Source organism: Pseudomonas sp. H1_D04, assembly GCF_054683855.1.
In genome coordinates, this window is record NZ_CP162826.1 from 2066808 (window position 1) to 2092528 (window position 25721).

General features: G+C 59.7%; 24 protein-coding genes. 12 read left to right on the plus strand and 12 right to left on the minus strand.

Annotation, left to right across the window (positions count from 1 at the left end; genetic code table 11):
• Positions 1-156: 156 nt before the first annotated feature.
• Positions 157-1503: a sigma-54-dependent response regulator transcription factor AlgB gene (algB, locus tag AB4N82_RS09410; protein ID WP_032885041.1), complete on the plus strand. Its 1347-nt coding sequence runs from the start codon at positions 157-159 to the stop codon at positions 1501-1503.
• A 10-nt stretch (positions 1504-1513) separates the two neighbouring features.
• Entirely contained in the window at positions 1514-3301 is a 1788-nt protein-coding gene (locus AB4N82_RS09415; protein ID WP_032885043.1) for an ATP-binding protein, read from the plus strand.
• Between the two features lie 3 nt (positions 3302-3304).
• Here the strand turns inward: AB4N82_RS09415 and AB4N82_RS09420 are convergent, their stop codons facing one another.
• From AB4N82_RS09420 to AB4N82_RS09445, 6 genes are all read right to left on the minus strand, one after another.
• The gene (locus tag AB4N82_RS09420; protein WP_122754121.1) at positions 3305-4081 is read right to left on the minus strand and encodes an N-acetylmuramoyl-L-alanine amidase; all 777 of its coding nucleotides are present in this window, start codon (positions 4079-4081) and stop codon (positions 3305-3307) included.
• An 88-nt stretch (positions 4082-4169) separates the two neighbouring features.
• Positions 4170-6209, minus strand: coding sequence for a diguanylate cyclase (locus AB4N82_RS09425; protein ID WP_122764039.1), 2040 nt, complete (start codon positions 6207-6209; stop codon positions 4170-4172).
• Complete coding sequence (locus tag AB4N82_RS09430; RefSeq protein WP_032885046.1) at positions 6206-7087, minus strand: endonuclease/exonuclease/phosphatase family protein; 882 nt, start codon at positions 7085-7087, stop codon at positions 6206-6208. The genes AB4N82_RS09425 and AB4N82_RS09430 overlap by 4 nt, the downstream gene beginning before the upstream one ends.
• A gap of 10 nt (positions 7088-7097) precedes the next feature.
• Positions 7098-7733: a thiol:disulfide interchange protein DsbA gene (gene dsbA, locus AB4N82_RS09435; protein ID WP_032885047.1), complete on the minus strand. Its 636-nt coding sequence runs from the start codon at positions 7731-7733 to the stop codon at positions 7098-7100.
• Positions 7734-7901: 168 nt separating this feature from the next.
• Positions 7902-8528, minus strand: a complete 627-nt coding sequence (locus AB4N82_RS09440; RefSeq protein ID WP_095185302.1) for a c-type cytochrome — start codon at positions 8526-8528, stop codon at positions 7902-7904.
• A 33-nt stretch (positions 8529-8561) separates the two neighbouring features.
• A complete protein-coding gene (locus tag AB4N82_RS09445; RefSeq protein WP_233896924.1) occupies positions 8562-8771 on the minus strand; it encodes a cytochrome in 210 nt (69 codons plus the stop codon).
• Positions 8772-8975: 204 nt separating this feature from the next.
• Here AB4N82_RS09445 and yihA point away from each other — a divergent pair, with 204 nt between their 5' ends.
• Complete coding sequence (yihA, locus tag AB4N82_RS09450) at positions 8976-9617, plus strand: ribosome biogenesis GTP-binding protein YihA/YsxC (protein WP_032885049.1); 642 nt, start codon at positions 8976-8978, stop codon at positions 9615-9617.
• 269 nt (positions 9618-9886) lie between these two features.
• Here yihA and polA read toward each other — a convergent pair whose 3' ends face one another.
• Positions 9887-12664 carry a DNA polymerase I gene (gene polA / locus AB4N82_RS09455; RefSeq protein ID WP_122764038.1) on the minus strand — a complete coding sequence of 926 codons (2778 nt, stop codon included), beginning with the start codon at positions 12662-12664 and terminating at the stop codon, positions 9887-9889.
• A 74-nt stretch (positions 12665-12738) separates the two neighbouring features.
• On the opposite strand from polA, the gene AB4N82_RS09460 reads away from it, so the two are divergent.
• A complete protein-coding gene (locus AB4N82_RS09460; RefSeq protein ID WP_032885051.1) occupies positions 12739-13029 on the plus strand; it encodes a DUF2782 domain-containing protein in 291 nt (96 codons plus the stop codon).
• A gap of 56 nt (positions 13030-13085) precedes the next feature.
• The gene (locus AB4N82_RS09465) at positions 13086-14039 is read left to right on the plus strand and encodes a homoserine kinase (RefSeq protein ID WP_095185300.1); all 954 of its coding nucleotides are present in this window, start codon (positions 13086-13088) and stop codon (positions 14037-14039) included.
• 128 nt (positions 14040-14167) lie between these two features.
• Here the strand turns inward: AB4N82_RS09465 and AB4N82_RS09470 are convergent, their stop codons facing one another.
• Positions 14168-15097 (minus strand): zinc ABC transporter substrate-binding protein, encoded by a 930-nt coding sequence (locus AB4N82_RS09470; RefSeq protein ID WP_032885054.1) that lies wholly within the window; start codon positions 15095-15097, stop codon positions 14168-14170.
• A gap of 58 nt (positions 15098-15155) precedes the next feature.
• Here AB4N82_RS09470 and zur point away from each other — a divergent pair, with 58 nt between their 5' ends.
• Genes zur through AB4N82_RS09490 form a run of 4 tightly spaced genes read left to right on the plus strand, consistent with a single transcriptional unit; the run spans position 15156 to position 17961 of the window.
• The gene (zur, locus tag AB4N82_RS09475; RefSeq protein WP_032885055.1) at positions 15156-15638 is read left to right on the plus strand and encodes a zinc uptake transcriptional repressor Zur; all 483 of its coding nucleotides are present in this window, start codon (positions 15156-15158) and stop codon (positions 15636-15638) included.
• Positions 15638-16423: a zinc ABC transporter ATP-binding protein ZnuC gene (gene znuC, locus AB4N82_RS09480; protein ID WP_032885056.1), complete on the plus strand. Its 786-nt coding sequence runs from the start codon at positions 15638-15640 to the stop codon at positions 16421-16423. The genes zur and znuC overlap by 1 nt, the downstream gene beginning before the upstream one ends.
• Entirely contained in the window at positions 16416-17204 is a 789-nt protein-coding gene (gene znuB, locus AB4N82_RS09485; protein WP_032885058.1) for a zinc ABC transporter permease subunit ZnuB, read from the plus strand. Before znuC ends, znuB begins: the two co-directional genes overlap by 8 nt.
• A 37-nt stretch (positions 17205-17241) precedes the next feature.
• Entirely contained in the window at positions 17242-17961 is a 720-nt protein-coding gene (locus tag AB4N82_RS09490) for a PA5502 family lipoprotein (protein ID WP_032885060.1), read from the plus strand.
• A gap of 102 nt (positions 17962-18063) precedes the next feature.
• On the opposite strand, the gene katE is transcribed toward AB4N82_RS09490, so the two are convergent.
• Positions 18064-20205 carry a catalase HPII gene (gene katE / locus AB4N82_RS09495; protein ID WP_460104853.1) on the minus strand — a complete coding sequence of 714 codons (2142 nt, stop codon included), beginning with the start codon at positions 20203-20205 and terminating at the stop codon, positions 18064-18066.
• Between the two features lie 265 nt (positions 20206-20470).
• Between katE and AB4N82_RS09500 the strand changes: the two genes are divergently transcribed.
• The 3 genes from AB4N82_RS09500 to AB4N82_RS09510 are packed head-to-tail and all read left to right on the plus strand — an operon-like array spanning position 20471 to position 22974.
• Positions 20471-21478, plus strand: coding sequence for a methionine ABC transporter ATP-binding protein (locus AB4N82_RS09500; protein WP_032885062.1), 1008 nt, complete (start codon positions 20471-20473; stop codon positions 21476-21478).
• Complete coding sequence (locus tag AB4N82_RS09505) at positions 21478-22152, plus strand: methionine ABC transporter permease (protein ID WP_032885064.1); 675 nt, start codon at positions 21478-21480, stop codon at positions 22150-22152. The genes AB4N82_RS09500 and AB4N82_RS09505 overlap by 1 nt, the downstream gene beginning before the upstream one ends.
• Positions 22153-22203: 51 nt before the next feature.
• Positions 22204-22974 carry a MetQ/NlpA family ABC transporter substrate-binding protein gene (locus tag AB4N82_RS09510; protein ID WP_032885066.1) on the plus strand — a complete coding sequence of 257 codons (771 nt, stop codon included), beginning with the start codon at positions 22204-22206 and terminating at the stop codon, positions 22972-22974.
• A gap of 142 nt (positions 22975-23116) precedes the next feature.
• Here the strand turns inward: AB4N82_RS09510 and AB4N82_RS09515 are convergent, their stop codons facing one another.
• From AB4N82_RS09515 to AB4N82_RS09525, 3 genes are read right to left on the minus strand one after another with little or no spacing between them, the layout of a single operon-like run.
• Positions 23117-23752 (minus strand): SCO family protein, encoded by a 636-nt coding sequence (locus AB4N82_RS09515; RefSeq protein ID WP_122764035.1) that lies wholly within the window; start codon positions 23750-23752, stop codon positions 23117-23119.
• Positions 23749-24648 carry a heme o synthase gene (gene cyoE, locus AB4N82_RS09520; RefSeq protein WP_099601831.1) on the minus strand — a complete coding sequence of 300 codons (900 nt, stop codon included), beginning with the start codon at positions 24646-24648 and terminating at the stop codon, positions 23749-23751. The genes AB4N82_RS09515 and cyoE overlap by 4 nt, the downstream gene beginning before the upstream one ends.
• Positions 24636-25715, minus strand: a complete 1080-nt coding sequence (locus tag AB4N82_RS09525; protein WP_122764034.1) for a COX15/CtaA family protein — start codon at positions 25713-25715, stop codon at positions 24636-24638. The genes cyoE and AB4N82_RS09525 overlap by 13 nt, the downstream gene beginning before the upstream one ends.
• Between the last annotated feature and the right edge of the window lie 6 nt (positions 25716-25721).

Genomic DNA, 25721 nt, shown 5'->3' on the forward strand with positions numbered 1-25721 from the left:
GCAAGAAGGCATGAAAACGCCATCAGGCGGGGCTCTGTAGGAAAAGATGCAGATACCTGCACGGCAATGCCTTTTATCAATCAGAATAAACCATGCAACTTGCCCGATTATTCCGGGACTAAACACCATCATTTATAGTTAAGGAGCGCGGGACAGATGGAATCAGCCAAGGAACTTCAAGGCCGCATTCTTTTAGTGGATGACGAGTCCGCGATCCTCCGCACCTTCCGTTATTGCCTGGAAGATGAAGGCTACACCGTCGCCACCGCCAACAGCGCCGCCCAGGCCGATGCCCTGATGCAACGCCAGGTGTTCGACCTGTGCTTCCTGGACCTGCGCCTGGGCGAAGACAACGGTCTGGATGTGCTGGCACATATGCGTATCCAGGCACCGTGGATGCGCGTGGTGATTGTCACCGCTCACTCCGCCGTCGATACCGCCGTGGACGCGATCCAAGCCGGTGCCGCCGATTACTTGGTCAAGCCTTGCAGCCCCGATCAACTGCGCCTCGCTACGGCCAAGCAATTGGAGGTGCGCCAACTTTCCGCGCGCTTGGAGGCTTTAGAAGGTGCAGTGCGCCAGCCCAAAGACGGCCTCGACTCTCATAGCCCGTCAATGATGGTGGTGCTGGAAACCGCGCGCCAGGTGGCGGGGACCGACGCCAACATCTTGATCCTTGGCGAATCAGGCACCGGTAAAGGCGAACTGGCCCGCGCTATTCACGGCTGGAGCAAGCGCGCGAAGAAATCCTGCGTGACCATCAATTGCCCGTCGCTGACCGCTGAGCTGATGGAAAGCGAGCTATTCGGTCATAGCCGTGGCGCCTTCACCGGCGCCAGTGAGAGCACGCTGGGCCGCGTCAATCAGGCAGACGGTGGCACGCTGTTTCTTGATGAGATCGGCGATTTTCCCCTCACGTTGCAGCCCAAGTTACTGCGCTTTATCCAGGACAAGGAATACGAGCGCGTGGGCGACCCGGTCACCCGCCGGGCCGACGTGCGTATCCTCGCCGCCACCAACTTAAACCTGGAAGACATGGTGCGCGACGGACGTTTCCGTGAAGACTTGCTGTACCGCCTCAACGTCATCACCCTGCACTTGCCGCCGCTGCGCGAGCGCAGTGAAGACATCCTGACGCTGGCAGACCGTTTCCTGGCGCGCTTCGTCAAGGAATACGCCCGGCCGGCGCGGGGTTTCAGTGATCAAGCACGTGAAGCGCTGCTCAACTATCGCTGGCCCGGCAACATCCGTGAGCTGCGTAACGTGGTGGAGCGGGCGAGCATCATCTGCCCGCAGGAAAAGGTAGAAATCGTCCACCTAGGCATGGCCGAACAACCGACCAACAATGCACCGCGTATCGGGGCGGCGTTGAGTCTGGACGAGCTGGAGAAAGCCCATATCGGTGCGGTTCTGGCCACCAGCGACACCTTGGACCAGGCGGCACGCACCCTCGGCATCGACGCGTCGACCCTGTATCGCAAACGCAAACAGTACAACCTGTGAGCTGCACCCTATGAAGTTAGCGATGAAACTGCGCACTCGTTTATTCCTGAGCATTTCAGCGCTGATAACCGTCGCTCTGCTGGGGTTGATCCTGGGCTTAGTCAGCGTGATGCAGATGGCTAAGACCCAGGAATCGCTGATCCGCAGCAACTTTGTCACCCTGGACCTGGGCCTCAAACTGCGCCAGATCCTTGGCGACCAGTTGATCATGATGCTGGAGCAGCGCCCTGACCCCGAGGCGCTGCAAGCCTCCAAAAAACGTTACTTCGACTTGCTGGAACAGGGTATCGCCCACGAACAGCGCGATGGCCATGGCAACGGTTTCAGCCAGGCACGCCTCCAATACCAAGACTTGCTTGAAGCCTTCGACCAATCCCAGCAAGCCTCGCCGCCGCCGGGCAGCAAGGAAAAACTCACCGAAACCTTCAATGTGCTGCGCAACGGGCTGATTACCGAACATAAGCAGGCCCTGGATAACATCAGCGCCAGCGAGCATAAATCCCGTGAGCGGGCGTTGCTGATCGCTGGTTTGCTGGGGTTGGTGGGGCTCGCGGTGCTGATCATCGGATTTGTCACCGCCCATGGCATCGCCCGGCGATTCGGCGGGCCAATTGAGGCGCTGGCCAAAGCGGCGGACAAGATCGGCCAAGGTGATTTCGAGGTGACGCTGCCGATTTCTTCAGCAGCGGAAATGAACCTGTTAACCCGCCGTTTTGGCCTGATGGCCGAGGCGGTTCGCCAGCATCAAGCGACCAACGTTGACGAACTGCTGGCCGGCCAGCAGCGCCTGCAAGCTGTGTTAGACAGCATCGACGATGGCCTGCTGATGATTGACCGCCAAGGCCGCCTGGAACATCTCAACCCCGTCGCGCAGCGCCAGTTGGGCTGGGACGAGGAACGCCTCGGCCAAGGCCTGGGCGAAGCGCTGATGCGTCCCGAACTGGATGAACAGCTGCAAATGGTGCTGCGCGGCGGCAACCTGGAACGGGCGCCGGATGATCTGGAAGTGGAAGTCGAGGGCGAACTGCGCCTGCTGACCTACAGCCTCACACCTGTCAGCCATACCGAGGGGCATATTCTCGGGGCGGTCATGGTGCTGCACGACGTGACCGAACAGCGCGCCTTTGAACGGGTACGCAGCGAGTTCGTCCTGCGAGCATCCCACGAATTGCGCACGCCGGTGACTGGTATGCACATGGCGTTCGGCCTGTTCCGCGAACGTGCGAAATTCCCGGCGGACTCCCGCGAAGCGGACCTGCTGGATACGGTCAATGAAGAGATGCAGCGCCTGATGCAGTTGATCAACGACTTGCTCAATTTTTCGCGCTACCAGAACGGCCTGCAGAAACTCACCCTGGGCCCGTGCGACGTGACCGACCTGCTTGAAAACGCTCGTGCGCGCTTTGTGGAGCCCGCCAATGCGCAGAACATAGAGTTGCTGGTAGAAGTTCAATCCGACCTGCCACGCCTGTATGCCGACCAAGCGCAATTGGAGCGTGTGCTCGACAACCTTTTGGGCAACGCCCTGCGTCACACCGCCGACGGCGGGCAGATTCACCTGCAGGCTCGACGCCATGGCGAGCGGGTAATCATCAGTGTCGAGGACAATGGCGAAGGTATCGCCTATGGCCAACAAGGGCGCATCTTCGAACCCTTCGTCCAGGTGGGCCGCAAGAAAGGCGGCGCCGGCCTTGGGCTGGCGCTGTGCAAAGAGATTGTGCAACTGCACGGCGGTCGCATGGGGGTGTATTCGCGGCCGGGGCAGGGCACTCAGTTCTACATGGCGTTACCGCTCTAACCTTTAGCGCCGGTTGAGGGCACGCAAAATAGCGGCACTTTCGGCGTCCGGCTCCCCAACAAACAGGGAAGGCCGGAAACGCATCTGGAACGCCGCGATCACATGACGCGTTGCGACATCCAACACACCGGTCTGGGGTGTCGGGTAACCAAGAAGCGCCAACTCTTCCTGGAACCAGGTGATGCTCGGCAGTTCAGCAGCATATTGCACCTGAAAGCGCGCGACCGCCTGAGCATCCGGCCATACACCCAGACCTTCATCGGCCAGGCGCTTCCAAGGGAACAACGGTCCCGGGTCCAGCTTGCGCAGCGGCGCTATATCGCTGTGACCAATGATGTTCTTGGGGTCGATGCCATTGCGCTTGCTGATGTCCTTGAGCAGCACTACCAGCGATTTTACCTGGGCCTCGGAATACGGGTACCACAGGCGACCTGTGGGCGTGTCCTTATAGCCGGGGTTCACAATTTCGATCCCGATGGAGCTGGAGTTGAGCCAGGTACGCCCCATCCACTCGCTTTCGCCCGCGTGCCAGGCGCGTTGGCTTTCATCCACCAGCTTGTAGATGGTGGCAGAGGCGTCGTCGCCGATCAGGTAATGCGCACTGACCTCGCCGTGGGTCAGCAGGGCCAGTGATTGTTCAAGATTGGTGGAGGTGTAGTGGACAACCACGAACTGCACGCGATTGTCGTGGTTCGCCGAGGGGTGGCTGGTGTTCAGGCGGGGACCGCTGGCGCAGCCGGCGAGCAGAAGAAGCACAAAGGTGAAGTACAAGAATTTCATGGCGGAAGACAGCACGCTGAAGACGATAATGCAACAGTGTAACGTACGGTCCGTGGCCAAGCGGTCAAGTTACAAAATAGAACAACTTTTATGCCGCTTGCACTTGGTTACGACCTGCCGCTTTAGCCCGGTACAGCGCCTCATCCGCTCGTTTGAGCGCCAGGTCACTGCGTTCTCCCGGTTGGAATTGCGCCACCCCCATGGATACCGTAATCGTCACCGGCTCGCCCTTGAAGTGGAACGGGCAGGCCTCGATCGCCGCACGCAGCACTTCACCCACGCCCAAGGCATCCGACAGAGATGAATCAGGCATCAGCAGCACAAACTCTTCACCGCCAAACCGCGCGATGAAATCGTTGGAGCGCAGGCGCTTGCGCAGCACGTTGGCGATAATCTTCAGCACCTTGTCACCGGCCAGGTGGCCGTAGCCATCGTTGATGCGCTTGAAGTGGTCCAGGTCCAGCATCGCCAGCGACAAATTATTGCCGTGCTGGTGCCAAGCATTGACCTCATGGTCGAGGCGCTCGCTCCAGGCGGCGCGGTTGGGCAAGTCGGTGAGCGGATCGATCAGCGCCTTCTGGCGCTGCACCTCGAGGTGCTCGCGATAGCCCTGGGCCTCCTGCTCCATATTGGCAACCCGCTCGGCCAGCCCTTTCAAGCGCGCCGCCACTTCCTGCTCGCGTTGGTCACGCTGCTGCTGGTGCTCGTCCATGGTGCCGAGCAAACCCTCAAGATGGCTTTCCAGCACCTGCTTGAGGCTGTCCAAGTCCGCGGCTTCCTGCACACTGCTTTGCAGGCCGTCGACCTGCTCGCGAATCTGCGTGTCCAGCTCCCGGGCTGCGGAGCGGCTGTCGGCATGGCCGTCGCTGGCCACTTGCAGGTGGCCCTGGAAGGCCTCAAGACGCTCGTTAAGCTGTTTCAGGTAGGCCTCGAACTCATGCTGGCCGCTGTCGGTGATCGCCAGCATCAGCACCGCCAAGTCATCAAGGATCGGCAGCAGTTCGTACCAGTTCAGACCGTGGGCCAGGCGCTCGCGCATGGCTTCGGCCTGTGGCCGATGGCGCTCGGGCAGTGACAGCTCTTCCAGCAGGCCGAGCAGGGTGTCTTCAATATGCTTGGCCACGGAGCTGTAGGACGGCTCGGGTGAGTCAGGCAGGGAATAGGGGCCGTCCGATTGCAGCTCGTTGGGGTCAGGCTCATCGACCTCCAACACAGGCGGGAGCGAGAGACTACCGATCACCGTCTCATCCGGCGTCTCGACCGCTACCGGCGGGGTCTCGATTAAGGCCGCGAGGGCGCTTTCGGCCGCTGGCTCTTCCTCCTGAGGCTGTGGCGCCTTAGGCGCTGGAGCTTCGGCGACAGGCGCAACCTCTGCCACCTTCTGCGCAGGCGCCTCGTACACAAACGCTTCGCTGACGGCCTTGGCGGGTTCAGGTTGTGCAGCAACCGGCTCCTGAGTCTGCGGCGCAAAGGCCCGCAGGGCTTGCGTCAGCTCATAGTTTTGCTCAGGTTCCTGAGGCTCGGCGGCGGCGTGGGTCACAACGGGGGACGGCGCTGGGCTGGCAACGGGCTCAGTGGCTACCGTTTCGCTCGCGGCGTCCTTGGCACCAAACAGACGCTGCAACAAACCTGGCCCAGGACGCGGAGTTTCACCCTCCGGCTCCAGGTTATTCAGCGCCTGCCCTTGCAGGCTGCTCAGCTCGCTGAGCAACAAAGGAATCTCTCGAGCCTGGCTGACGCGGCCATCCAACTGCTTGGCAAAGGTTTTCAGCGGACGGGCTACCTCACGGGGAAGCGGCAACTTTTGCAACTGCGTAACCAGAGACGTCAATGCGGTGCTCATCTGGTCAATGCGGGTTTCGCGGCGCTGCTCAGAATCGAGCACGGCTTTTTCCAGGCGCGGCAGCAAGGCCGCGAGGGCGGCGTCCATGTCGTCGGTGCGCACAACGTCGCGCATTTCCTTCATGCATTGATCAACGGCACGGTCGGTACCTTCCGCCGCCAGCGTGCTACGCACCAGCCCGCGGCGCAGCAGATCAAGGCGTGCAGCCCAACGGCGTTCGAGCTTTTCTTGTTGCTCGATACTTAGCAGGTATTTTTCTTTCCAGCGCTGGGCGTCGTCGCTCATGCAAGGGGTCCGCGAGGGCCAGGGCTCAACGCGGGTAATGCATCTGCCGTGAGCGAGCCCGGCAGACGAATCTCTACCGCGACCGGCAGGTGATCGGAAATGGGCTGCGCCAGCACCTGCACACTTTCCAGTGTGAGGCTCGGGCTGAGCAGGATATGGTCAAGACAGCGTTGCGGTCGCCAGCTCGGAAACGTGGCTTCGACTTGCGGCGCCAATAGCCCTAGGTCGCGCAACGGGGAATTCTGCAGCAGGTCGTTGGCATGGGTGTTCATATCCCCCATCAGCACCTGATGCTTGTATTTGCCAATCAAATCGCGCACGTAAGCCAACTGAAGGTTGCGCGTACGCCCCCCGAGCGCCAAGTGCATCATTACCACCACCAAGGCTTCAGGCCCTTCGCCAAAACGCACGAGGATCGCCCCACGCCCCTTTGGACCCGGCAATGGATGGTCTTCGATGGCAGTCGGCTTCAAGCGGCTGAGCACACCATTGCTGTGCTGCGCCAGGCGCCCGAGGTTGCGATTGAGTTGCTGATACCAGTAGGGGAAAGCCCCAAGATGGGCTAGATGCTCGACCTGATTGATGTAGCCCGAGCGAATGCTGCCACCGTCGGCTTCCTGCAAGGCGACCAGGTCGAAGTCACTCAACAGGTCGCCGATCTTCTGCAGGTTACCGGCCCGCCCGTTGTGGGGCAGCAAATGCTGCCAACCACGGGTGATGTAGTGACGGTACTTCTCGGTGCTGTTACCCACCTGGATATTGAAACTGAGCAGACGCAGACGATTGTCCGCCGGCAAGCCTGTCGATTCCAGGTGATGCTCATTGACCTGCGGGTCATGCAGGCCAACGACACGTTCGGTGGTGCCCCAGCGGCGCATGGGAAGCCCCTTACTTGGCTGCGCGCTCTTTGGCGATCAGCTGGTCTGCAACGTTGAGGGTATTTTCAGGACCACCAGTAGTGCCCAGGTCGAAACGGTATTTGCCGTTGACGATCATGGTCGGTACGCCTTGTACGCCGTACTTCTGTGCCAGTTCCTTGGCCTGCTTGATCTGGCCTTGGATAGCGAACGAGTTGAAGGTGGCCAGGAACTTGTCTTTGTCGACGCCTTGGGTCGCGACGAAGTCAGCCATTTCTTCCGGCTTGGTCAGGCGCTTGCCTTCTTTCTGGATCGCGTTGAATACCGCGTTGTGGACCTTGTGCTCCACGCCCATGGCTTCCAGGGTCAGGAACAGCTGGCCGTGGGCATCCCATGGACCGCCGAACATGGCCGGGATGCGCTTGAAGTTCACGTCTTTAGGCAGCTTCTCGACCCAAGGGTTGATGACCGGCTCAAACGCGTAGCAATGCGGGCAGCCGTACCAGAACAGCTCCACCACTTCGACCTTGCCCGGCACAGAAACAGGCACTGGATTGGCCAATTCCACGTAGGTTTTACCGGCTTCAAGCGGCACGTCGGCAGCCTGTGCGGTCATGCCGAAAAGGCTGACAGTGACGAGAGCGGCGCTGAGGATCAGATTACGCATGCTTTACTCCTGGACAAATAAAGTCGCCTTACGCGACCTTTAGGTGTGACAGGTCTACGCGGGCATGAGTTCGTTAGTGTAACGGCACCGGCCACAAAAAAGGGCGGCCTGGGCCACCCTTTTTATGCTTGCATCGCGGGATTAATCGAGCGTTAACGTTGCAGGCGCTTAGTGCAGGCCCTGGATGTAACTGGAGAGGGCTGCGATGTCTTCATCGCTCAGCTTGCGGGCGATGGTACGCATGATCGCCGCGTCGCCATCGTTAGCTCGACCACCTTCTTCCTTGCGGAAATCCGTCAGCTGCTTGGCGATGTATTGAGCGTGCTGACCACTCAAGTGAGGAAAGGCCGCTGCCGCAATACCTGCGCCGTTCGGTGAATGGCAGCCGGTGCAGGCCGGCAGGCCTTTATCCAGATTGCCACCGCGAAATAGCTTCTTGCCGCGTGCCACCAATTTAGGATCAGCAGCTCCCACGCTGCCCTTCTGGCTGGCAAAATACGCCGCGATGTCTGCCAGGTCCTGATCGCTGGAGTTCGCCAGTAGGCCAGTCATTTCCAGCACAGTGCGCTTGCCGCTCTTGATATCCTGCATCTGCTTGGTCAGGTAACGTTCACCCTGGCCAGCGAGTTTGGGGAAGTTCGGCGCCGGGCTGTTGCCATCCGGTCCGTGGCAGGCACCACACACAGCGGCTTTCGCTTGACCGGCAGTGGCATCACCTTTAATGGGGCCCTCTGCAGCGACGGCAGCGCCAGTGATGCCCAAGGTCAACAGCAGACTCACGATCAGTTTGTTCATCAGCTAATCCAACTACGGCTAAGGGTTTAAGAGTTATCTACCGGGTTTACTCACCATCAACTCAATGACGGCATGGTAATCCTCAGTACTGCAGTCCATGCACAAACCACGCGGCGGCATTGCCTTGAAACCCTCGGTCACGTGTCGCACTGTCGTGGCCACGCAAACTCGGTTGTACAGCGCTTCCGGTTCCTGTGTAGCCTGAGCGCCGTAAAGCGGGATCAGGGCACCAAAAGCGAGCAACCATCAGGTCATACATCGACCTTTTCAGGGTTTGAGAGCGTTTTGCGTTCTAATGCGCAATAAAGGTCTTTCGCTCCCGTGTACCTCATCCTTCGCTGGGACAAAGCACACACAAAATCTGCGGCATTATATACTGGCGCTACTGAAACGGAAACGACACCGCTTGCCGCACCCTTTCTCGGCACCGCCCACATCGGAAATCTCATGCAACTCAAGAATCCCATCCTAGGCCTGTGCCAACAGTCCACCTTTATGCTCAGCGCCGCCAAAGTAGACCAATGCCCTGATGACGAGGGCTTTGAAGTCGCCTTTGCCGGCCGTTCCAACGCCGGTAAGTCCAGCGCGCTGAACACCCTGACCCACGCCAGCCTCGCGCGCACCTCGAAAACACCGGGCCGCACGCAACTGCTCAATTTCTTCAAGCTAGACGATGATCGGCGTCTGGTCGACCTTCCGGGCTATGGTTATGCAAAAGTACCTATCCCGCTGAAGCTGCACTGGCAGCGTCACCTGGAGGCTTACCTGGGTGGCCGGGAGAGTTTGAAGGGTTTGATTCTGATGATGGACATCCGTCATCCAATGACTGACTTCGACCTGCTGATGCTCGACTGGGCCGTCGCCAGCGGCATGCCCATGCATATCCTGCTGACCAAAGCCGACAAGCTGACCTACGGCGCCGCCAAAAACACTCTGCTCAAAGTGCAGGCCGAAATCCGTAAAGGTTGGGGTGACACAATCACCATCCAGCTGTTCTCGGCGCCTAAGCGCATGGGTCTGGAAGAGGCCTACACCGTACTGGCAGGCTGGATGGAATTAGCAGACAAGGGCGCGGAAATCGCCGAGTAACTTTTCTGCGGGCAAAAAAAACCCCGGACTTCGTATGGGGAGGGGAAGTTCGGGGTTCAAGTTCTGGACCGCTAGGGCGGGGCCCAGATATCTGCCAACACTTAACACAACATAGGAGCATTGAAGGGCTTCACCACCCATTCAGTAACTCTGAGTAGCAGTTCACGGGTTAAGTTCCGGCGGTATCAGAAAACTATTGGAAATAACCAACGTCGACTTTTGAACTAAAGCACTCTGCCACCACGCCCGGTGGTGGCAAACGCCCGATATCAGTGTGCTTCGTCCCAGTTATCGCCAACGCCCACGTCGACCACCAACGGCACATCCAACTGTGCCGCCGCGCTCATGTGTTCGCGGATCTTCTCGCTGACCTGCTCGACCAAGTCCTCACGCACCTCAAGCACCAATTCGTCGTGTACCTGCAAGATCACCTTGGCATCGAGGCCCGAGTCGGTCAGCCAGTTATCCACCAGCACCATGGCTTTCTTGATGATGTCCGCCGCCGTGCCCTGCATCGGCGCGTTGATCGCGGTGCGTTCTGCAGCCGCGCGCTCCTGAGGCTTATTGGAATTGATATCCGGCAAATACAGCCGGCGACCGAAGAAGGTTTCCACGTACCCCTGATCGGCAGCCTGAGCGCGGGTGCGCTCCATGTAGTCGCGAACCCCTGGGTAGCGGGCGAAGTACACGTCGATGTAAGCCTTTGCAGTCTTGGTATCGACGCCGATGTCCTTGCCGAGCTTCTGTGCCCCCATGCCGTAGATCAGACCAAAGTTGATTGCCTTGGCACTGCGACGCTGATTGGACGTGACCTCAGCCAATTCGACCTTGAATACCTCAGCCGCCGTCGCGGTATGCACATCCAGGTCGTTGCGGAACGCATTCATAAGTCCCTCATCCTTGGACAAGTGCGCCATGATCCGCAGTTCGATCTGCGAATAGTCCGCCGCCAGCAGTTTGTAGCCCTTGGGCGCCACAAATGCCTGACGAATCCGCCGCCCTTCGGCGGTACGCACGGGGATGTTCTGCAGGTTCGGGTCACTGGAAGACAAGCGCCCGGTTGCCGCCACAGCCTGATGATATGACGTGTGAACACGCCCGGTGCGCGGGTTAATCTGCTCCGGCAGGCGATCGGTGTAAGTGCTTTTGAGCTTGCTCATGCTGCGGTACTGCATGAGTACCTTAGGCAGCGGATAGTCATCTTCGGCCAGCTTGGCGAGCACTTCTTCGGCGGTAGACGCCTGTCCTTTGCCTGTCTTCTTCAGCACCGGCAGACCCAGCTTTTCGTAGAGAATCGCCCCGAGTTGCTTAGGTGAACCCAGGTTGAATTCCTCACCAGCGATCTCGAAGGCCTGGCGTTCCAGCTCAACCATCTTGTTGCCCAACTCAATACTCTGAACGCCGAGCAACTTCGCATCGACCAAAGCGCCCTGGCGTTCGATGCGGGCCAGCACGGGTACCAAAGGTATTTCGATGTCCGTCAGCACACTGGCCAGGCTCGGGATAGCAGCGAGTTGCGCATGCAGTTCCTGATGCAACCGCAAGGTTACATCTGCGTCTTCGGCCGCATAGGGACCCGCTTGTTCAAGCGCGATCTGGTCAAACGTCAACTGCTTGGCGCCTTTGCCAGCGATGTCCTGGAAGCTGACAGTGTCGTAGTCCAGGTACTTCTTGGCCAGGCTGTCCATATCATGGCGCGTCGCGGTGGAGTTCAGCACGTAGGACTCAAGCATTGTGTCGAACGCGATGCCACGCACGGTGATGCCGTTTGCCGGGTCGCCGCCAATGGCGCAGTTGGCCAAGATATTCATGTCGAATTTGGCGTGCTGGCCTACCTTGAGCTTGGACGGATCTTCCAGCAACGGCTTCAAGGCCAGCAGTACGGTGTCACGATCCAGCTGTTCCGGGGCGCCAATGTAGGAGTGGGTCAGCGGGATGTACGCCGCTTCATGGGGCTGCACAGCGAAGGAAACCCCCACCAGTTGCGCCTGTTGGGCGTCGATCCCGGTGGTTTCAGTGTCGAAAGCGAACAACTTCGCGTCGTTTAGCTTCTTCAGCCAAAGATCGAACGTGGCCTGGTCGAGGATTGTGGTGTACGAGGCTTCTACGGGCGCTTGGGGTTCAACAGCTTTCTCAGCCATCGGCACCGCCTTCAGTTCAACACGCTTGGCATCGCGCTGAATCTCATCAATCCAGCTCTTGAACTCCAACAGCGTGTAAAGCTCCAGCAGCTTCTCGCGGTCTGGTTCAATCAGGTGCAGATCGTCCAATCCCACGTCCAGCGGCACATCAATCTTGATCGTCGCCAGTTGGTAGGAAAGAAACGCCATCTCCCGGTGCTCTTCAAGCTTGGCCGGCAGCGTCTTGGCACCACGGATCGGCAGAGTCGGCACAATATCCAACTGTTCATAAAGCTCTTTGAGGCCGCCATTCACACCCACCAGCAAACCGGAAGCGGTCTTAGGACCAATCCCCGGAACGCCCGGGATGTTGTCGGACGAATCACCCATCAACGCCAGATAGTCGATGATCTGCTCCGGAGCGACGCCAAATTTCTCCTTTACGCCGTCCACGTCCATGGCGCTACCGGTCATGGTATTGACCAAGGTAATGTGCCCGTCGACCAACTGCGCCATGTCCTTATCGCCGGTGGAGATCACTACCGGACGGTCAGCCGCCGCGCTGCTACGGGCCAGGGTGCCGATCACATCATCGGCCTCAACGCCTTCAACGCACAGCAGCGGGAAGCCCAAGGCGATCACACTCTGATGCAGCGGCTCAATCTGCACGCGCATGTCATCGGGCATGCTCGGACGGTTAGCCTTGTATTCGGCGTACATGTCATCACGAAAAGTCCCACCCTTGGCGTCGAACACCACCGCAAAGGGGCTGTCCGGGTACTGCTTGCGCAGGCTTTTGAGCATGTTCAACACGCCCTTGACCGCACCGGTCGGCAGGCCTTTGGAGGTGGTCAGCGGTGGCAGCGCGTGGAAGGCGCGGTACAGGTAAGAAGAACCGTCCACCAGGACGAGGGGCGCTTGGCTCATGAGCAGGATCAACCTTTTCGGCGGGTCTGGCGCTAGAATAGCCGGACCAATGAAAACAAAGGGACAAGGTTATCATGCGTACATTCAATCGCCTGCTGTTGACTGGCTTGATTGCACTCGCTCCGATGGCTGCCATGGCGGCAGACGATGCGCCTTCGGGCGACCCGGAAGTGACCATTCGCACGGAAGGCAACAGGACTATTCAGGAGTACCGTCAAAACGGATTCCTGTATGCAATCAAGGTGACCGTTAAAGGTGCTCCTCCCTATTTCCTGGTGCGCGCGGACGGAACCGACGCAAACTTCATCCGCTCTGACCAGCCGGATATGCTGATCCCGTCATGGAAGATCTTCGAATGGAAATGATTTCTTAACTTCAATTGGCGCCGCCCACAGCGGCGCCCGTAATGGCAGTTTTAACCATGTCTGTGTTCACCCCCCTGGCTCGGCCCGAGCTGGAAACCTTTCTCGCCCCTTACGGGCTCGGCCGCCTGCTTGATTTCCAGGGGATTGCTGCCGGCAGCGAAAACACCAATTTCTTTATCAGCCTGGAGCAGGGCGAATTCGTCCTGACCCTCGTTGAGCGCGGCCCTGTCGCGGAGATGCCGTTCTTCATCGAACTGCTCGACGTGCTCCACGACGCCGATCTGCCTGTGCCATACGCCCTGCGGACCACCGATGGCATGGCTTTGCGCGAATTGAAGGGTAAACCGGCACTGCTGCAACCACGCCTGGCCGGCAAGCACATCAAAGACGCCAACGCACAGCATTGCGCCCAAGTAGGTGAGTTGCTTGGTCACCTGCACTTGGCGACGCAAGGCGAGAAGGTGCTGGAACGCAAAACTGATCGCGGCCTGGACTGGATGCTCAGCGAAGGTGCGCAGCTAATTTCGCATTTGAACGATGCACAGCAAAGCCTGCTGAACGCTGCATTGACTGAAATCGAAGCCCATAAGGCCGAGATCCTCGCCCTGCCGCGCGCCAACGTGCACGCCGACCTGTTCCGCGACAATGCAATGTTCGAAGGTACACACCTGACGGGCTTGATCGACTTCTACAATGCTTGCTCGGGCCCGATGCTCTACGACGTGGCAATCGCGCTGAATGACTGGTGTTCGGATGACGATGGTGTGATCGACGGACAACGCGCTCGTGCGTTGTTGGGCGCTTATGCTGGACTGCGACCGTTTACAGCGAAGGAAGCGGAGCTCTGGCCGACCATGTTGCGAGTGGCATGCGTGCGGTTCTGGCTGTCACGGCTGATTGCCGCTGAGTCATTTGCCGGCCAGGACGTGTTGATTCACGATCCCGCCGAGTTCGAACATCGGTTGGCGCAGCGCCAGCAAGTCACCGTCCACCTGCCATTCGCGCTCTAAGGACCAACCCGGTCAAAAATGTGGGAGGGGGCTTGCCCCCGATGGCGATGCATCAGTCAAATTATCATCGACTGAAGCGCCTTCATCGGGGGCAAGCCCCCTCCCACATTTGATCTTCGTTGTGAGGCTTACAACGACTCCAGGCAACCGGCCAAGTCATTCCCCAGCTTCTCCAGCACCTGCTCATAACCCTGAGCCGTCGCCGGTGTATACCCGCCCAACGCATCCAATTCAGCCAGTTTCACCGGCAGCCCGGCCACCAGCGTCTCTGCCAAGCGCGGGCGCAACGGCGGTTCACTGAACACGCAGGTCTTGCCCACTTCCTGCAAGCGAGTACGCATTGCCGCGACATGCTGGGCGCCTGGCTGTACTTCGGAGGCGACGCTGAACACGCCGGTGTGCTTAAGCCCGTAAGCATCTTCGAAGTAATCAAAGGCTTCGTGGAACACGAAGTAAGGCTTGTCGCCGATGCTCGCCATACGTTTTTTCAGGCGTGCATCCAGGGCGTCCAGACGTCCGGCAAACGCCTTTGCGTTGCTCTGGTAACGCTCGGCATTCACTGGGTCAGCGGCGCTCAGGTCGGCTGCCATACGTGCAGCAATCACCCGGGCGTTTACCGTGGACAACCACAAATGCGCATCCAGGCTGCCCGGGCGGTGATCGTGGTCATGTTCGTCGGCATCGTCAGCGTGAGAATGGCTATCTTCACCGAAACGACGCAGTTTCATTCCCGGCAAGTCTTGCACCGCTACCGTCGTCGCTGTACGACCTTTCAACACGCGAGGCAGGAAACTCTCCATATCCGGCCCAATCCAATACAGCAGATCCACCGACTGCACACGCCGTACGTCGGATGGGCGCAACGCGAAGTTATGCGGCGATGCGCCGGGGGGCAACAACACCTCCGGCACGGCCACGCCGTCCTGCACAGCCGCGGCTATCAACTGCAGAGGCTTGATGCTGGTGAGTACCCGTACCTCGGCCTGAACTGTGCCTGCGATGAACAAACTGGTGATGAAAACGACAAAAACGGGAAAAAGTCGGGACACGATGACCACTCAATGACGTAGGAACGGGTAACATAATAACGTCTCTATCAAATATCTGTCGCCGCTCATGCCTAAAACACCGCTTGCCAGCCGTCCCCACGACCACTCTCACTGCGTGCACACCGCGCTGTCGGAAGCCGACACCCTGTGTGCGCAGAAAGGCCTGCGCCTGACCGCCTTGCGTCGCCGGGTGCTGGAGCTCGTGTGGCAGAGCCACAAGCCGCTGGGCGCCTATGACATTCTGGGCGTGCTCAGCGAGCAGGACGGCCGCCGCGCCGCGCCTCCAACCGTGTACCGCGCGCTGGACTTCCTGTTGGAAAACGGCCTGGTACACCGCATCGCATCGCTCAACGCCTTTGTCGGCTGCAACCACCCAGAGCACGCACACCAGGGTCAGTTCCTCATCTGTCGCGAGTGCCACGCCGCCATCGAACTTGAACAAAAAAGCATCAGTGACGCCATTATCACAAGCTCCGCCGACGTTGGCTTCAGGGTCGAAGGGCAAACGGTCGAAGTGGTCGGCCTGTGCGCGGGCTGCCAGGGGGCTTGATGAGCAACGCGTTAATCCGACTGGAGCAGGTTGGGGTCACGTTCGCCGGGCAAAGCGTGCTGGATAACATCGCACTGAGCGTAGAGCCGGGGCAGATCGTTACCCTGATCGGCCCAAATGGCGCCGGCAAGACCACCCTGGTGCGTGCCGTGCTTGGCCTGCTCAAGCCCGACAGCGGCAGCGTATGGCGCAAGCCCAAGCTGCGCGTCGGTTACATGCCGCAGAAGCTGCACGTCGACCCGACCTTGCCCCTCTCTGTACTTCGCTTCCTGCGCCTGGTGCCTGGCGTAGACCGTGTCCGCGCACAGGCTGCACTTAAGGAAGTCGGCGCCGAACAAGTGATCGACAGCCCGGTGCAGAGCATCTCCGGCGGCGAAATGCAGCGCGTACTGCTGGCCCGCGCCCTGCTGCGCGAGCCCGAGTTGCTGGTGCTCGATGAGCCCGTGCAGGGCGTCGATGTCGCCGGCCAGGCCGAGTTGTACAGCCTGATCACACGCCTGCGCGACCGCCACGGCTGCGGCGTGCTGATGGTCTCTCACGACCTGCACCTGGTCATGAGCACCACTGACCAAGTGGTGTGCCTCAACCGCCACGTGTGCTGCTCCGGCCACCCGGAACAGGTCAGCGGGGACCCGGCGTTTGTCGAGTTGTTCGGCAAAAATGCCCAGAGCCTGGCGATCTACCACCACCATCACGACCACGCCCATGACCTGCATGGCGCTGTGGTTGACGACCCGGCCACACCTCATACCCACGTTCATGGAGATAGCTGCAAGCATGGCTGATTTTCTGCTTTACGCCCTGCTGGCAGGCTTGGCTTTGGCGCTAGTGGCTGGCCCGCTGGGCTCATTCGTGGTCTGGCGTCGCATGGCGTACTTTGGCGACACCTTGTCCCACGCCGCGCTGCTGGGCGTGGCGATGGGCTTCCTGCTGGATGTAAGCCCGACCATTGCCGTGACCGTGGGCTGCCTGCTGCTGGCGGTGCTGCTGGTAACCCTGCAACAGCGCCAGCCGCTGGCCTCGGACACCCTGCTGGGCATTCTGGCGCCGAGCACGTTGTCACTAGGCCTGGTCGTACTGAGCTTTATGCATGAAGTCCGCATCGACCTGATGGCCTATCTGTTCGGCGATCTGTTGGCGATCAGCCCAACGGACCTGGCCTGGATCCTCGGCGGCAGTGCTGCTGTTCTGGTGCTTCTGGTAGTCCTGTGGCGCCCACTGCTGGCAATCACGGTGCATGAAGAACTGGCCAGGGTCGAAGGCTTGCCCGTATCGGCTTTGCGCATGGCCCTAATGTTGTTGATCGCCGTGGTGATCGCTGTCGCGATGAAGATTGTCGGCGTATTGTTGATCACGTCGCTGCTGATCATCCCCGCCGCCGCCGCCCAACGCCACGCCCGCTCACCCGAGCAGATGGCCATCGGTGCAAGCCTTCTGGGGATGCTAGCAGTGTGCGGAGGCCTGGCGCTGTCCTGGTTCAAGGACACGCCAGCCGGACCATCGATTGTGGTCGCGGCCGCCGCCCTGTTTCTGCTGAGTTTTGTCCTGCCCCGTCGAGGGGTGTAGACTTGCTCGCTTTTTGCGCAAATAGAGAGTCGCAGGAATGAAGCCGTTCACCTCCCGTTATCTGCTCCTTGCCGCATTTTCCCTGCTGCTGGGCGCCTGCCAAAGCACACCGCCCGCCGCCCCCGAGGCTCCGGACCCACGTGCTGCGGCCATCGCGCAGCTGGAGCAAAACCTCGCCAGCAGCGAGCTTGCCACTGCCGAAGACCAGTTGGCAGCGTTGCAGGCCCAGTCGCCTAACGACCCGACACTAGAGCCTTATCAGCGCCAATTGGCCGAAGCCTACCTGCAGCGCAGCCAGATCGTGCTGCAAAAAGGTGACGTCAACGCCGCCGCCACCGCCCTGAGCCGCGCCCGCGCGCTGATGCCCAAGGCGCCAGCCCTGACCGGCGGCGTCAACAGCGCTATTACCCACGCCCGCAAGGTCGAACTGGATAAAGCCGAAGAGGCGCTCAAGGCCGCCGAGGCCAAGCCCGCCGCCAAGGTCATCGACCCGGCGGCGCCCAGCACCACGGTGGCCTTGAACCTCACCAATATCGAAGAATTGCGCCATCAACTGGATGCGATTGCCACCGACGTGGTGAATTACCAGTGCGACGTGAGCATTCAGGCGCCACGCACCGAGGATTACCCGTGGTTGGCTACGCTGCTGACCAAACGGGTGAAACGCATTGATTCGGCGTATGAGCTGAAGATTCACAGGCAGATTCTGAAACACATCCCGGCGCAGGTTGTGTTGATTCCGCGCAAGGCGCAATAAACGCATCGGGAGCAAGCCCCCTCCCACATTTTGAGTGTATTCACAGTTCAAAATGTGGGAGGGGGCTTGCTCCCGATAGCGGTCTAACAGACACCCAAATAGTTAAGCCGGAATCGCTTTGGCCTTAGGCTCACGATCCCATACCCGATGCTGCCCAATCGCGGCAAAGAACGCTTTGAACGCCTTCGCATCCGACCCCACGATCAGCCCCGCATCCACCTCAAGCTTCAACAGATCCAACAGCGACTTGGCATCAGTGGCGACGGTAATAGCCTTCAAGTGCTTGTAAGCCTCCAGCACGTAGTGCAACGCCACACCATCCGCGCTCAACGCCTTCACTGACTCTTTACCGCCAGGCACAAAGACCGCATCAAACGCAATGGACGGCAATCCTTCCATCGTCGCGTCCACCGGCAGGCTCTTGCCATCCGCCGTGGTGACCGGTGCCGAGGTTGGACCCAGCAATTTGGCGTGCGCACCCTCGGCTTCCAAGGCCTTCTTCAATGCCGCAATCGCCACGCCGTCCACGCCATTCGCCGCCAAGATCGCCACCTTGCGCGTCTTGATATCCGCAGGCAGCAAGTTCGCCTGGCTCAAAGCAGGCGAGCGTGCCAACGCGGTCTCGCGCTCTTCCACTGTTCCTTTTTTCGGTACCGGCAGGCCGAGGTTCTGCGCCACGCGCTTGGCCAGTTCCAGGTCAATATTGGCCAGGATCTCGTTGACCTGCCGCGCACGAATAAACTCACGCTCGACCTTGCCCAGCTCAAAGCTGTACGCCGCGATAATGTGCTCTTGCTCATGCTTGCTCATGCTGCGGAAAAACAGGCGCGCCTGAGAGAAGTGGTCGCCGAACGATTCACTGCGCTCACGCACTTTATTGGCATCAACACGCTCGTAGTACGACTCGAAACCACCGTCCTGCGCCGCAGGTGGCGTTTCTTTCGGCCAACCGCCATCGATCGAATTGGGCTCGTAGGCAGCACGCCCCTTGTCAATCACCGTGCGGTGCATAGCATCGCGCTGGCCGTTATGAAATGGCGCTACCGGCCGATTGATCGGCAACTCATGAAAGTTCGGGCCGCCCAGGCGACTGATCTGCGTGTCGGTGTAGGAAAACAGGCGCCCCTGCAGCAGTGGGTCATTGGAGAAGTCGATGCCCGGAACGATATGCCCAGGGCAGAACGCCACCTGCTCAACTTCAGCAAAGAAGTTATCCGGATTGCGGTTCAGCACCATTTTGCCCAGCGGCGTAATCGGCACCAATTCCTCCGGAATCAGCTTCGTCGGGTCGAGAATGTCGAAGTCGAAGGCGTGTTCCTTGTCTTCAGGGATTACCTGTACGCCCAGTTCCCACTCAGGGTAATCACCGGTTTCAATGGACTCCCACAGGTCGCGACGGTGGTAGTCGGTGTCTTTACCTGCGAGCTTTTGTGCTTCGTCCCACACCAACGAACACGTACCGGCGGTAGGGCGCCAGTGAAACTTAACGAAATTGGAGACGCCTTCGGCATTGATAAAGCGGAACGTATGTACGCCAAAACCCTGCATGCTCCGTAGGCTTTTAGGAATAGCCCGGTCGGACATGGACCAGATCACCATGTGTGCCGACTCCGGTTGCAGAGAGACGAAATCCCAGAAGGTGTCGTGCGCCGAGCCGCCGGTAGGAATCTCGTTGTGCGGCTCAGGTTTTACCGCGTGCACAAAGTCCGGAAATTTGATCGCGTCCTGAATGAAGAACACTGGCATGTTGTTGCCCACCAGGTCGAAGTTGCCTTCATCAGTGAAGAACTTCACGGCAAAGCCACGCACGTCACGCACCGTATCGCCGGAACCACGCGGGCCTTGCACGGTGGAAAAACGCACGAACACCGAGGTTTTGTGCCCAGGGTCGCGTAGGAAGCCGGCCTTGGTCAGCGCCGAATGGTTCTCATAGGATTGGAAATAACCATGGGCGCCCGTACCTCGGGCATGCACGATGCGCTCGGGGATGCGTTCATGGTCAAAATGCGTGATCTTTTCACGCATGATGAAATCTTCCAGCAGCGAAGGCCCTCGCGCGCCGACCTTCAAGCTGTTCTGGTTGTCGGAAATCTTCACACCTTGGTTGGTGCGCAAGGCTTGGCCAGTAGCGTCTGAGCGAAACTGTTCCAGGCTGTGTAATTTGGCGTTGGTGTTACCACGATCCAGGGTATCGGTGCCCGCAAGGTCACTCTTCGGCGGTGTGGCTGGCTTCTTGGTACTCATCAGTCAAAACTCCTTATTCAAAGTGGCCAGAGCGGTGCCCGGCTCGTTTGAGCAAAACCCCAGGCACGGCACCTGGGAAATCGAGTTGCTTAAGTAGTGACTGATGGGGTTTTGGGCCGTTCCTTTTTTATGACCTTTGATCGCGTTATTGCCAAATCGCAGGTTGAATGCGAAATAAATGCTAAGAAACACTAGATGGACAGGCTAAAATGCGCGCCCGGCTAACCGCTGATCCCTTTTCAATGCGCCCCACAAGGTTCGCTACGTGATCGAGTTTCAAAACGTCCATAAAACTTACCGCGTTGCCGGTAAGGATATCCCCGCACTGCACCCCACCAGTCTGCGCGTCGAAAACGGCCAGGTGTTTGGCCTGATCGGCCACTCGGGTGCGGGTAAAAGCACCTTGCTGCGCCTGATCAACCGCCTGGAAGAGCCCAGTGGCGGCCAGATCACGGTCGACGGCGAAGAAGTCACCGCCCTGGACGCCAACGGCCTGCGCCGCTTCCGCCAGCAGGTCGGGATGATCTTCCAGCACTTCAACCTGCTGGCGTCCAAGACCGTCGCCGATAACGTGGCATTGCCACTGACCCTGGCCGGCGAACTGTCGCGTAAAGACATCGACCTGCGCGTGGCTGAACTGCTCGCCCGCGTCGGCTTGTCGGACCACGCCAAAAAGTACCCCGCGCAATTGTCCGGCGGCCAGAAGCAGCGCGTCGGCATCGCCCGCGCCCTGGCGACCAAGCCAAAGATCCTGCTGTGCGACGAAGCCACCAGCGCCCTCGACCCGCAGACCACCGCGTCGGTCCTGCAACTGTTGGCTGAGATCAACCGCGAGCTGAAGCTGACCATCGTGCTGATCACCCATGAAATGGACGTGATCCGCCGCGTATGCGACCAGGTGGCCGTGATGGACGCCGGCGTGATCGTCGAGCAAGGTTCGGTAGCCGACGTTTTCCTGCATCCCAAGCACCCGACCACCAAACGTTTTGTACAAGAAGCCGAACAGGTCGACGAAGGCGAGCAGCGTGATGACTTCGCCCACGTACCGGGCCGCATCGTACGTCTGACGTTCCAGGGCGACGCAACCTACGCGCCGCTGCTGGGCACCGTCGCCCGCGAAACGGGTGTGGACTACAGCATCCTCGCCGGCCGTATCGACCGCATCAAAGACATCCCTTATGGGCAACTGACCCTCGCGGTCACCGGCGGTGACATGGAAGCGGCCTTTGCCCGCTTCACCGCCGCAGACGTCCACATGGAGGTGCTGCGCTAATGGAAATCTTCCTGAGTTTCTTCGCCAATATCGACTGGTCCGAAATCTGGCTCGCCACCGGCGACACCATGATCATGCTGTTCGGTTCGCTGTTTTTTACCGTGCTACTAGGCCTGCCGTTGGGCGTGCTGCTGTTCCTGACCAGCCCGCGCCAGCTGTTCGAGCAAAAAGGCCTGTACGCGCTGCTGTCGCTGATCGTGAATATCCTGCGCTCGCTGCCGTTCATCATCCTGCTGATTGTGATGATCCCGTTCACCGTACTGATCACCGGCACCTCGCTGGGCGTGGCCGGTGCGATCCCGCCGCTGGTGGTGGGCGCCACGCCATTCTTCGCGCGTCTGGTGGAAACCGCCTTGCGTGAAGTGGACCGCGGCATTATCGAAGCCACCCAGTCCATGGGCGCAACCACTCGCCAGATCATCACCAATGCACTGTTGCCCGAAGCACGCCCCGGCATCTTCGCGGCGATTACGGTGACGGCGATTACGCTGGTGTCCTACACGGCCATGGCCGGTGTGGTCGGCGCTGGCGGCCTGGGCGACCTGGCGATCCGTTTCGGTTACCAGCGTTTCCAGACCGATGTGATGGTGGTCACCGTGGTGATGCTGTTGATCCTGGTGCAAATTCTGCAAACCGTCGGCGACAGGCTGGTGGTGCACTTTTCTCGAAAATAACGGCCATTGCCGGCCAAAAGCCGGCACATGCCCGAACAAGGAGCTTGTTGGATGAAAAAACTACTGGTTGCTTTCGCCGCCGTTGCCGCGTTTTCCGCCCATGCCGAGACCCTGACGGTCGCTGCTTCGCCGGTACCCCACGCGGAAATCCTGGAATTCGTGAAACCTGCCCTCGCCAAAGAAGGCGTGGACCTGCAGGTCAAAGTCTTCACCGACTACGTACAGCCCAACGTACAGGTAGCGGAAAAACGCCTGGACGCTAATTTCTTCCAGCACCAGCCGTACCTGGATGAATTCAACAAAGCCAAGGGCACTCACCTGGTGAGCGTCGGCGCGGTGCATTTGGAGCCTCTGGGCGCCTACTCCAGCAAGTACAAAAAGCTGGACGAGCTGCCAAGCGGTGCCAACGTCGTGATCCCTAACGACGCCACCAACGGCGGCCGCGCGCTGTTGCTGCTGGATAAAGCCGGCGTGATCAAATTGAAGGACTCGACCAACATCCTGTCGACCATCAAAGACATCACCGAAAACCCGAAAAACCTGAAGTTCCGCGAACTGGAAGCCGCCACCCTGCCGCGCGTGCTGACCCAGGTCGACCTGGCGTTGATCAACACCAACTACGCCTTGGAAGCCAAGCTGGACCCGTCCAAGGATGCATTGGTGATCGAAGGCAGCGACTCGCCTTACGTGAACATCCTGGTCACCCGCGAAGACAACAAGGATTCGGACGCAGTGAAGAAGCTGGTAGCTGCCCTGCACACGCCTGAAGTGAAGCAATTCATCGAAGAGAAGTACAAAGGCGCGATCAAGCCGGCGTTCTGATCTACCCGATCTCCAATACACCAGAGATCAAACAATGTGGGAGGGGGCTTGCCCCCGATAGCAGTGGGTCAGTCACCAGATGCAGTGACAGGCACTCAGCAATCGGGAGCAAGCCACCTCCCACATTTGTTTTGGGGTGCATCTAATTGCGCTGCAACAACCCCGGCAACTGCGCCACCAATTTCTGGTTGTTCAACGGCGAACGAATAAACCCACGCTGCGTGCCATCCGGGCCGATGAGCGCCAGGTTACCGCTGTGATCGACGGTGTAGTTCGGCTTGCTGGTATCTGCCGGAATAAACGGGATGCTCACCGCATTCGACACCTTCTGCACATCCTCCACATTCGCGCCGGTCAGGCCCACAAATTGCGGATCGAAGTAGCCCAAGTACTGCTTGAGCTGAGTCGGCGTATCGCGATGCGGGTCGACGCTGACCAGGATCACTTGCAACTTATCCATAGCCTCTTTCGGCAGTTCGCTTTTGATCTGGCGCAATTGGGCGAGGGTGGTCGGGCAGATATCCGGGCAGAACGTGTAGCCGAAGAACAACAGGCTCCACTTCCCCTTCAACTCGTTGAACGCCACCGGCTGGCCGTCCTGATTTGTCATGGTCACAGGCGGAAGCTGACGGCTTTGCGGCAGCAGGATGATGCCGGCGTCGATCAGCGCGGTGGGGTCGCCCTGGCCTTTTCCGCTAAGCACTTTGTTGACGGTCAGGCCCATGATCAACGCGACGATGGCCACCAGGATGAAGACGGTTTTTTGAGTTCGAGTCATAGGTTCAACAGTAGGTAGTGGTCTACGAGCAGGGCGATAAACAGCAGGAACAAGTACCAGATAGAGTACTTGAAGGTGTTGATCGCCGCGTGCGGCCGACCGCCACGGTACAACACCCAGGCCCATTGCAGAAAGCGTGCGCCCAATACCAGCGCGCACGCCAGGTACAGTGGGCCGCTCATATGGATCACGTAGGGCATCAAGCTCACCGCCAGTAGGGCAAAGGTGTAGAGCAGGATATGCACCTTGGTGTAGTGCTCGCCGTGGGTCACTGGCAGCATGGGGATGTCGGCCTTGGCGTATTCCTCTTTGCGGTGGATGGCCAGGGCCCAAAAGTGCGGCGGGGTCCAAGCGAAGATGATCAGCACCAGCAGCAGCGGTTCAGCGCTGATGTGACCGGTGACGGCGACCCAACCCAACAGCGGCGGTGCAGCGCCAGCCAGCCCGCCGATGACAATATTCTGCGGCGTCGCGCGCTTTAGGAATCCGGTGTAGATCACGGCGTAGCCGAGCAGCGAGGCCAAGGTCAGCCACGCCGCCAGGGCATTGGTGAACGCCAGCAACAGGCCCAGCCCTGCAACAGCCAAAAACAATGCAAAGGCCAGCGCCGCAATCGGCGACACGCGGCCCTCCGCCAGCGGCCGCTTGTGAGTGCGCGCCATCACCGCATCGATCCGCCGATCCACCACATGGTTGACCGCCGCCGCACCGCCCGCGCACAGGGCAATGCCCAAGTTGCCAAAAATCAGCACCGTCCACGGCACGCCCGCGCGGGTGGCGAGGAACATTCCCACCAGGGACGTGATGAGCATCAGCACCACTACTTTCGGCTTGGTCAGCTCTAGATAGTCACGCCAGATCGCCTGATCGTGACGCGCGCCGATCAAGGTCGCCATGGCATCTCTCCTTTAAGGGTGATGAGGCCTGATACGTGTTTGCGCGGGATGAAGCGCCAGCCGAACGGCAACTGATTGCGCACCCGAACCAGGCTGGTGCGGGCGTGGTAATTGACCAGCACCAGGGTCAGCAGCAACCCGGCACCGCCCGCGTTATGCCCGACCGCTACCGCCAGCGGCAGGCCGAACATCACATTGCTCAACCCCAGGCAGATTTGCACGCCGAGGGCGATCAGCAACAAGCCCGACAGACGCGTCATGCCCACCGCGCGCAGCTGCCAGGCCAGGCCGAGCAGGACCAGGGTCACGAGTACTGCGCCGATACGATGGGTTAGGTGAATGGCCGTGCGCGCCTCGCTGTCGAGCTGGCCGCCCAAATAATTTGGGCCGATGTGTTGGGTCAGGTGAAAGCCATTGGCAAAGTCTGCCGCCGGCCACCACTGTCCATGGCAGGTGGGCAAGTCGACACAGGCTACGGCCGCGTAATTGGAGCTGACCCAACCACCGAGCGCAATCTGCCCGATCACCAGCACCAAACCAGCCGTCGCCCAATATTGCAGGCGCTTGGGCACGATTAGCGCGGGCAGTACACCGGACAGGCGCAAGGTCAGCAAAAACAGCAGACTCAAGGTGGCAAAGCCGCCAAGCAGATGGCCTGTCACCACCTGCGGCCACAGCTTCAAGGTCACCGTCCACATCCCAAACGCCGCCTGGGCAAACACCACCGCCAGCAGAAACAACGGCAACTTGACCGGCTGGCCTAGGTCACGCCGATGACTCCAAGAGCGCGCCGCCAACAACGCAATCAAAAGACCCAGAGTGCCAGCGAAGTAGCGATGGGTCATTTCGGCCCAGCCTTTGTCGGCCTCCACCGGCGTGTCGGGGAAATGCAATTCGGCATGGGCCAACTGGGCTTCACTTTGCGGCACGCTGATAAAACCATAACAACCCGGCCAGTCCGGGCAACCGAGGCCGGCGTGAGTCAGGCGGGTATAGGCGCCGAGCAGCACGACGATCAGCGCCAGCAAGGTGGCAAACAACGCGAGGCGAAATCCAGGTTTGGCCATGACGAT

What these genes read in the sequence shown, in the direction of transcription:
- algB (WP_032885041.1), top strand. Translation starts at nt 157, where the DNA reads ATGGAATCAGCCAAGGAACTTCAAGGCCGCATTCTTTTAGTGGATGAC.
- AB4N82_RS09415 (WP_032885043.1), top strand. Translation starts at nt 1,514, where the DNA reads ATGAAGTTAGCGATGAAACTGCGCACTCGTTTATTCCTGAGCATTTCA.
- AB4N82_RS09420 (WP_122754121.1), bottom strand. Translation starts at nt 4,081, where the DNA reads ATGAAATTCTTGTACTTCACCTTTGTGCTTCTTCTGCTCGCCGGCTGC.
- AB4N82_RS09425 (WP_122764039.1), bottom strand. Translation starts at nt 6,209, where the DNA reads ATGAGCGACGACGCCCAGCGCTGGAAAGAAAAATACCTGCTAAGTATC.
- AB4N82_RS09430 (WP_032885046.1), bottom strand. Translation starts at nt 7,087, where the DNA reads ATGCGCCGCTGGGGCACCACCGAACGTGTCGTTGGCCTGCATGACCCG.
- dsbA (WP_032885047.1), bottom strand. Translation starts at nt 7,733, where the DNA reads ATGCGTAATCTGATCCTCAGCGCCGCTCTCGTCACTGTCAGCCTTTTC.
- AB4N82_RS09440 (WP_095185302.1), bottom strand. Translation starts at nt 8,528, where the DNA reads ATGAACAAACTGATCGTGAGTCTGCTGTTGACCTTGGGCATCACTGGC.
- yihA (WP_032885049.1), top strand. Translation starts at nt 8,976, where the DNA reads ATGCAACTCAAGAATCCCATCCTAGGCCTGTGCCAACAGTCCACCTTT.
- polA (WP_122764038.1), bottom strand. Translation starts at nt 12,664, where the DNA reads ATGAGCCAAGCGCCCCTCGTCCTGGTGGACGGTTCTTCTTACCTGTAC.
- AB4N82_RS09460 (WP_032885051.1), top strand. Translation starts at nt 12,739, where the DNA reads ATGCGTACATTCAATCGCCTGCTGTTGACTGGCTTGATTGCACTCGCT.
- AB4N82_RS09465 (WP_095185300.1), top strand. Translation starts at nt 13,086, where the DNA reads ATGTCTGTGTTCACCCCCCTGGCTCGGCCCGAGCTGGAAACCTTTCTC.
- zur (WP_032885055.1), top strand. Translation starts at nt 15,156, where the DNA reads ATGCCTAAAACACCGCTTGCCAGCCGTCCCCACGACCACTCTCACTGC.
- znuC (WP_032885056.1), top strand. Translation starts at nt 15,638, where the DNA reads ATGAGCAACGCGTTAATCCGACTGGAGCAGGTTGGGGTCACGTTCGCC.
- znuB (WP_032885058.1), top strand. Translation starts at nt 16,416, where the DNA reads ATGGCTGATTTTCTGCTTTACGCCCTGCTGGCAGGCTTGGCTTTGGCG.
- AB4N82_RS09490 (WP_032885060.1), top strand. Translation starts at nt 17,242, where the DNA reads ATGAAGCCGTTCACCTCCCGTTATCTGCTCCTTGCCGCATTTTCCCTG.
- katE (WP_460104853.1), bottom strand. Translation starts at nt 20,205, where the DNA reads ATGAGTACCAAGAAGCCAGCCACACCGCCGAAGAGTGACCTTGCGGGC.
- AB4N82_RS09505 (WP_032885064.1), top strand. Translation starts at nt 21,478, where the DNA reads ATGGAAATCTTCCTGAGTTTCTTCGCCAATATCGACTGGTCCGAAATC.
- AB4N82_RS09510 (WP_032885066.1), top strand. Translation starts at nt 22,204, where the DNA reads ATGAAAAAACTACTGGTTGCTTTCGCCGCCGTTGCCGCGTTTTCCGCC.
- AB4N82_RS09515 (WP_122764035.1), bottom strand. Translation starts at nt 23,752, where the DNA reads ATGACTCGAACTCAAAAAACCGTCTTCATCCTGGTGGCCATCGTCGCG.
- cyoE (WP_099601831.1), bottom strand. Translation starts at nt 24,648, where the DNA reads ATGGCGACCTTGATCGGCGCGCGTCACGATCAGGCGATCTGGCGTGAC.
- AB4N82_RS09525 (WP_122764034.1), bottom strand. Translation starts at nt 25,715, where the DNA reads ATGGCCAAACCTGGATTTCGCCTCGCGTTGTTTGCCACCTTGCTGGCG.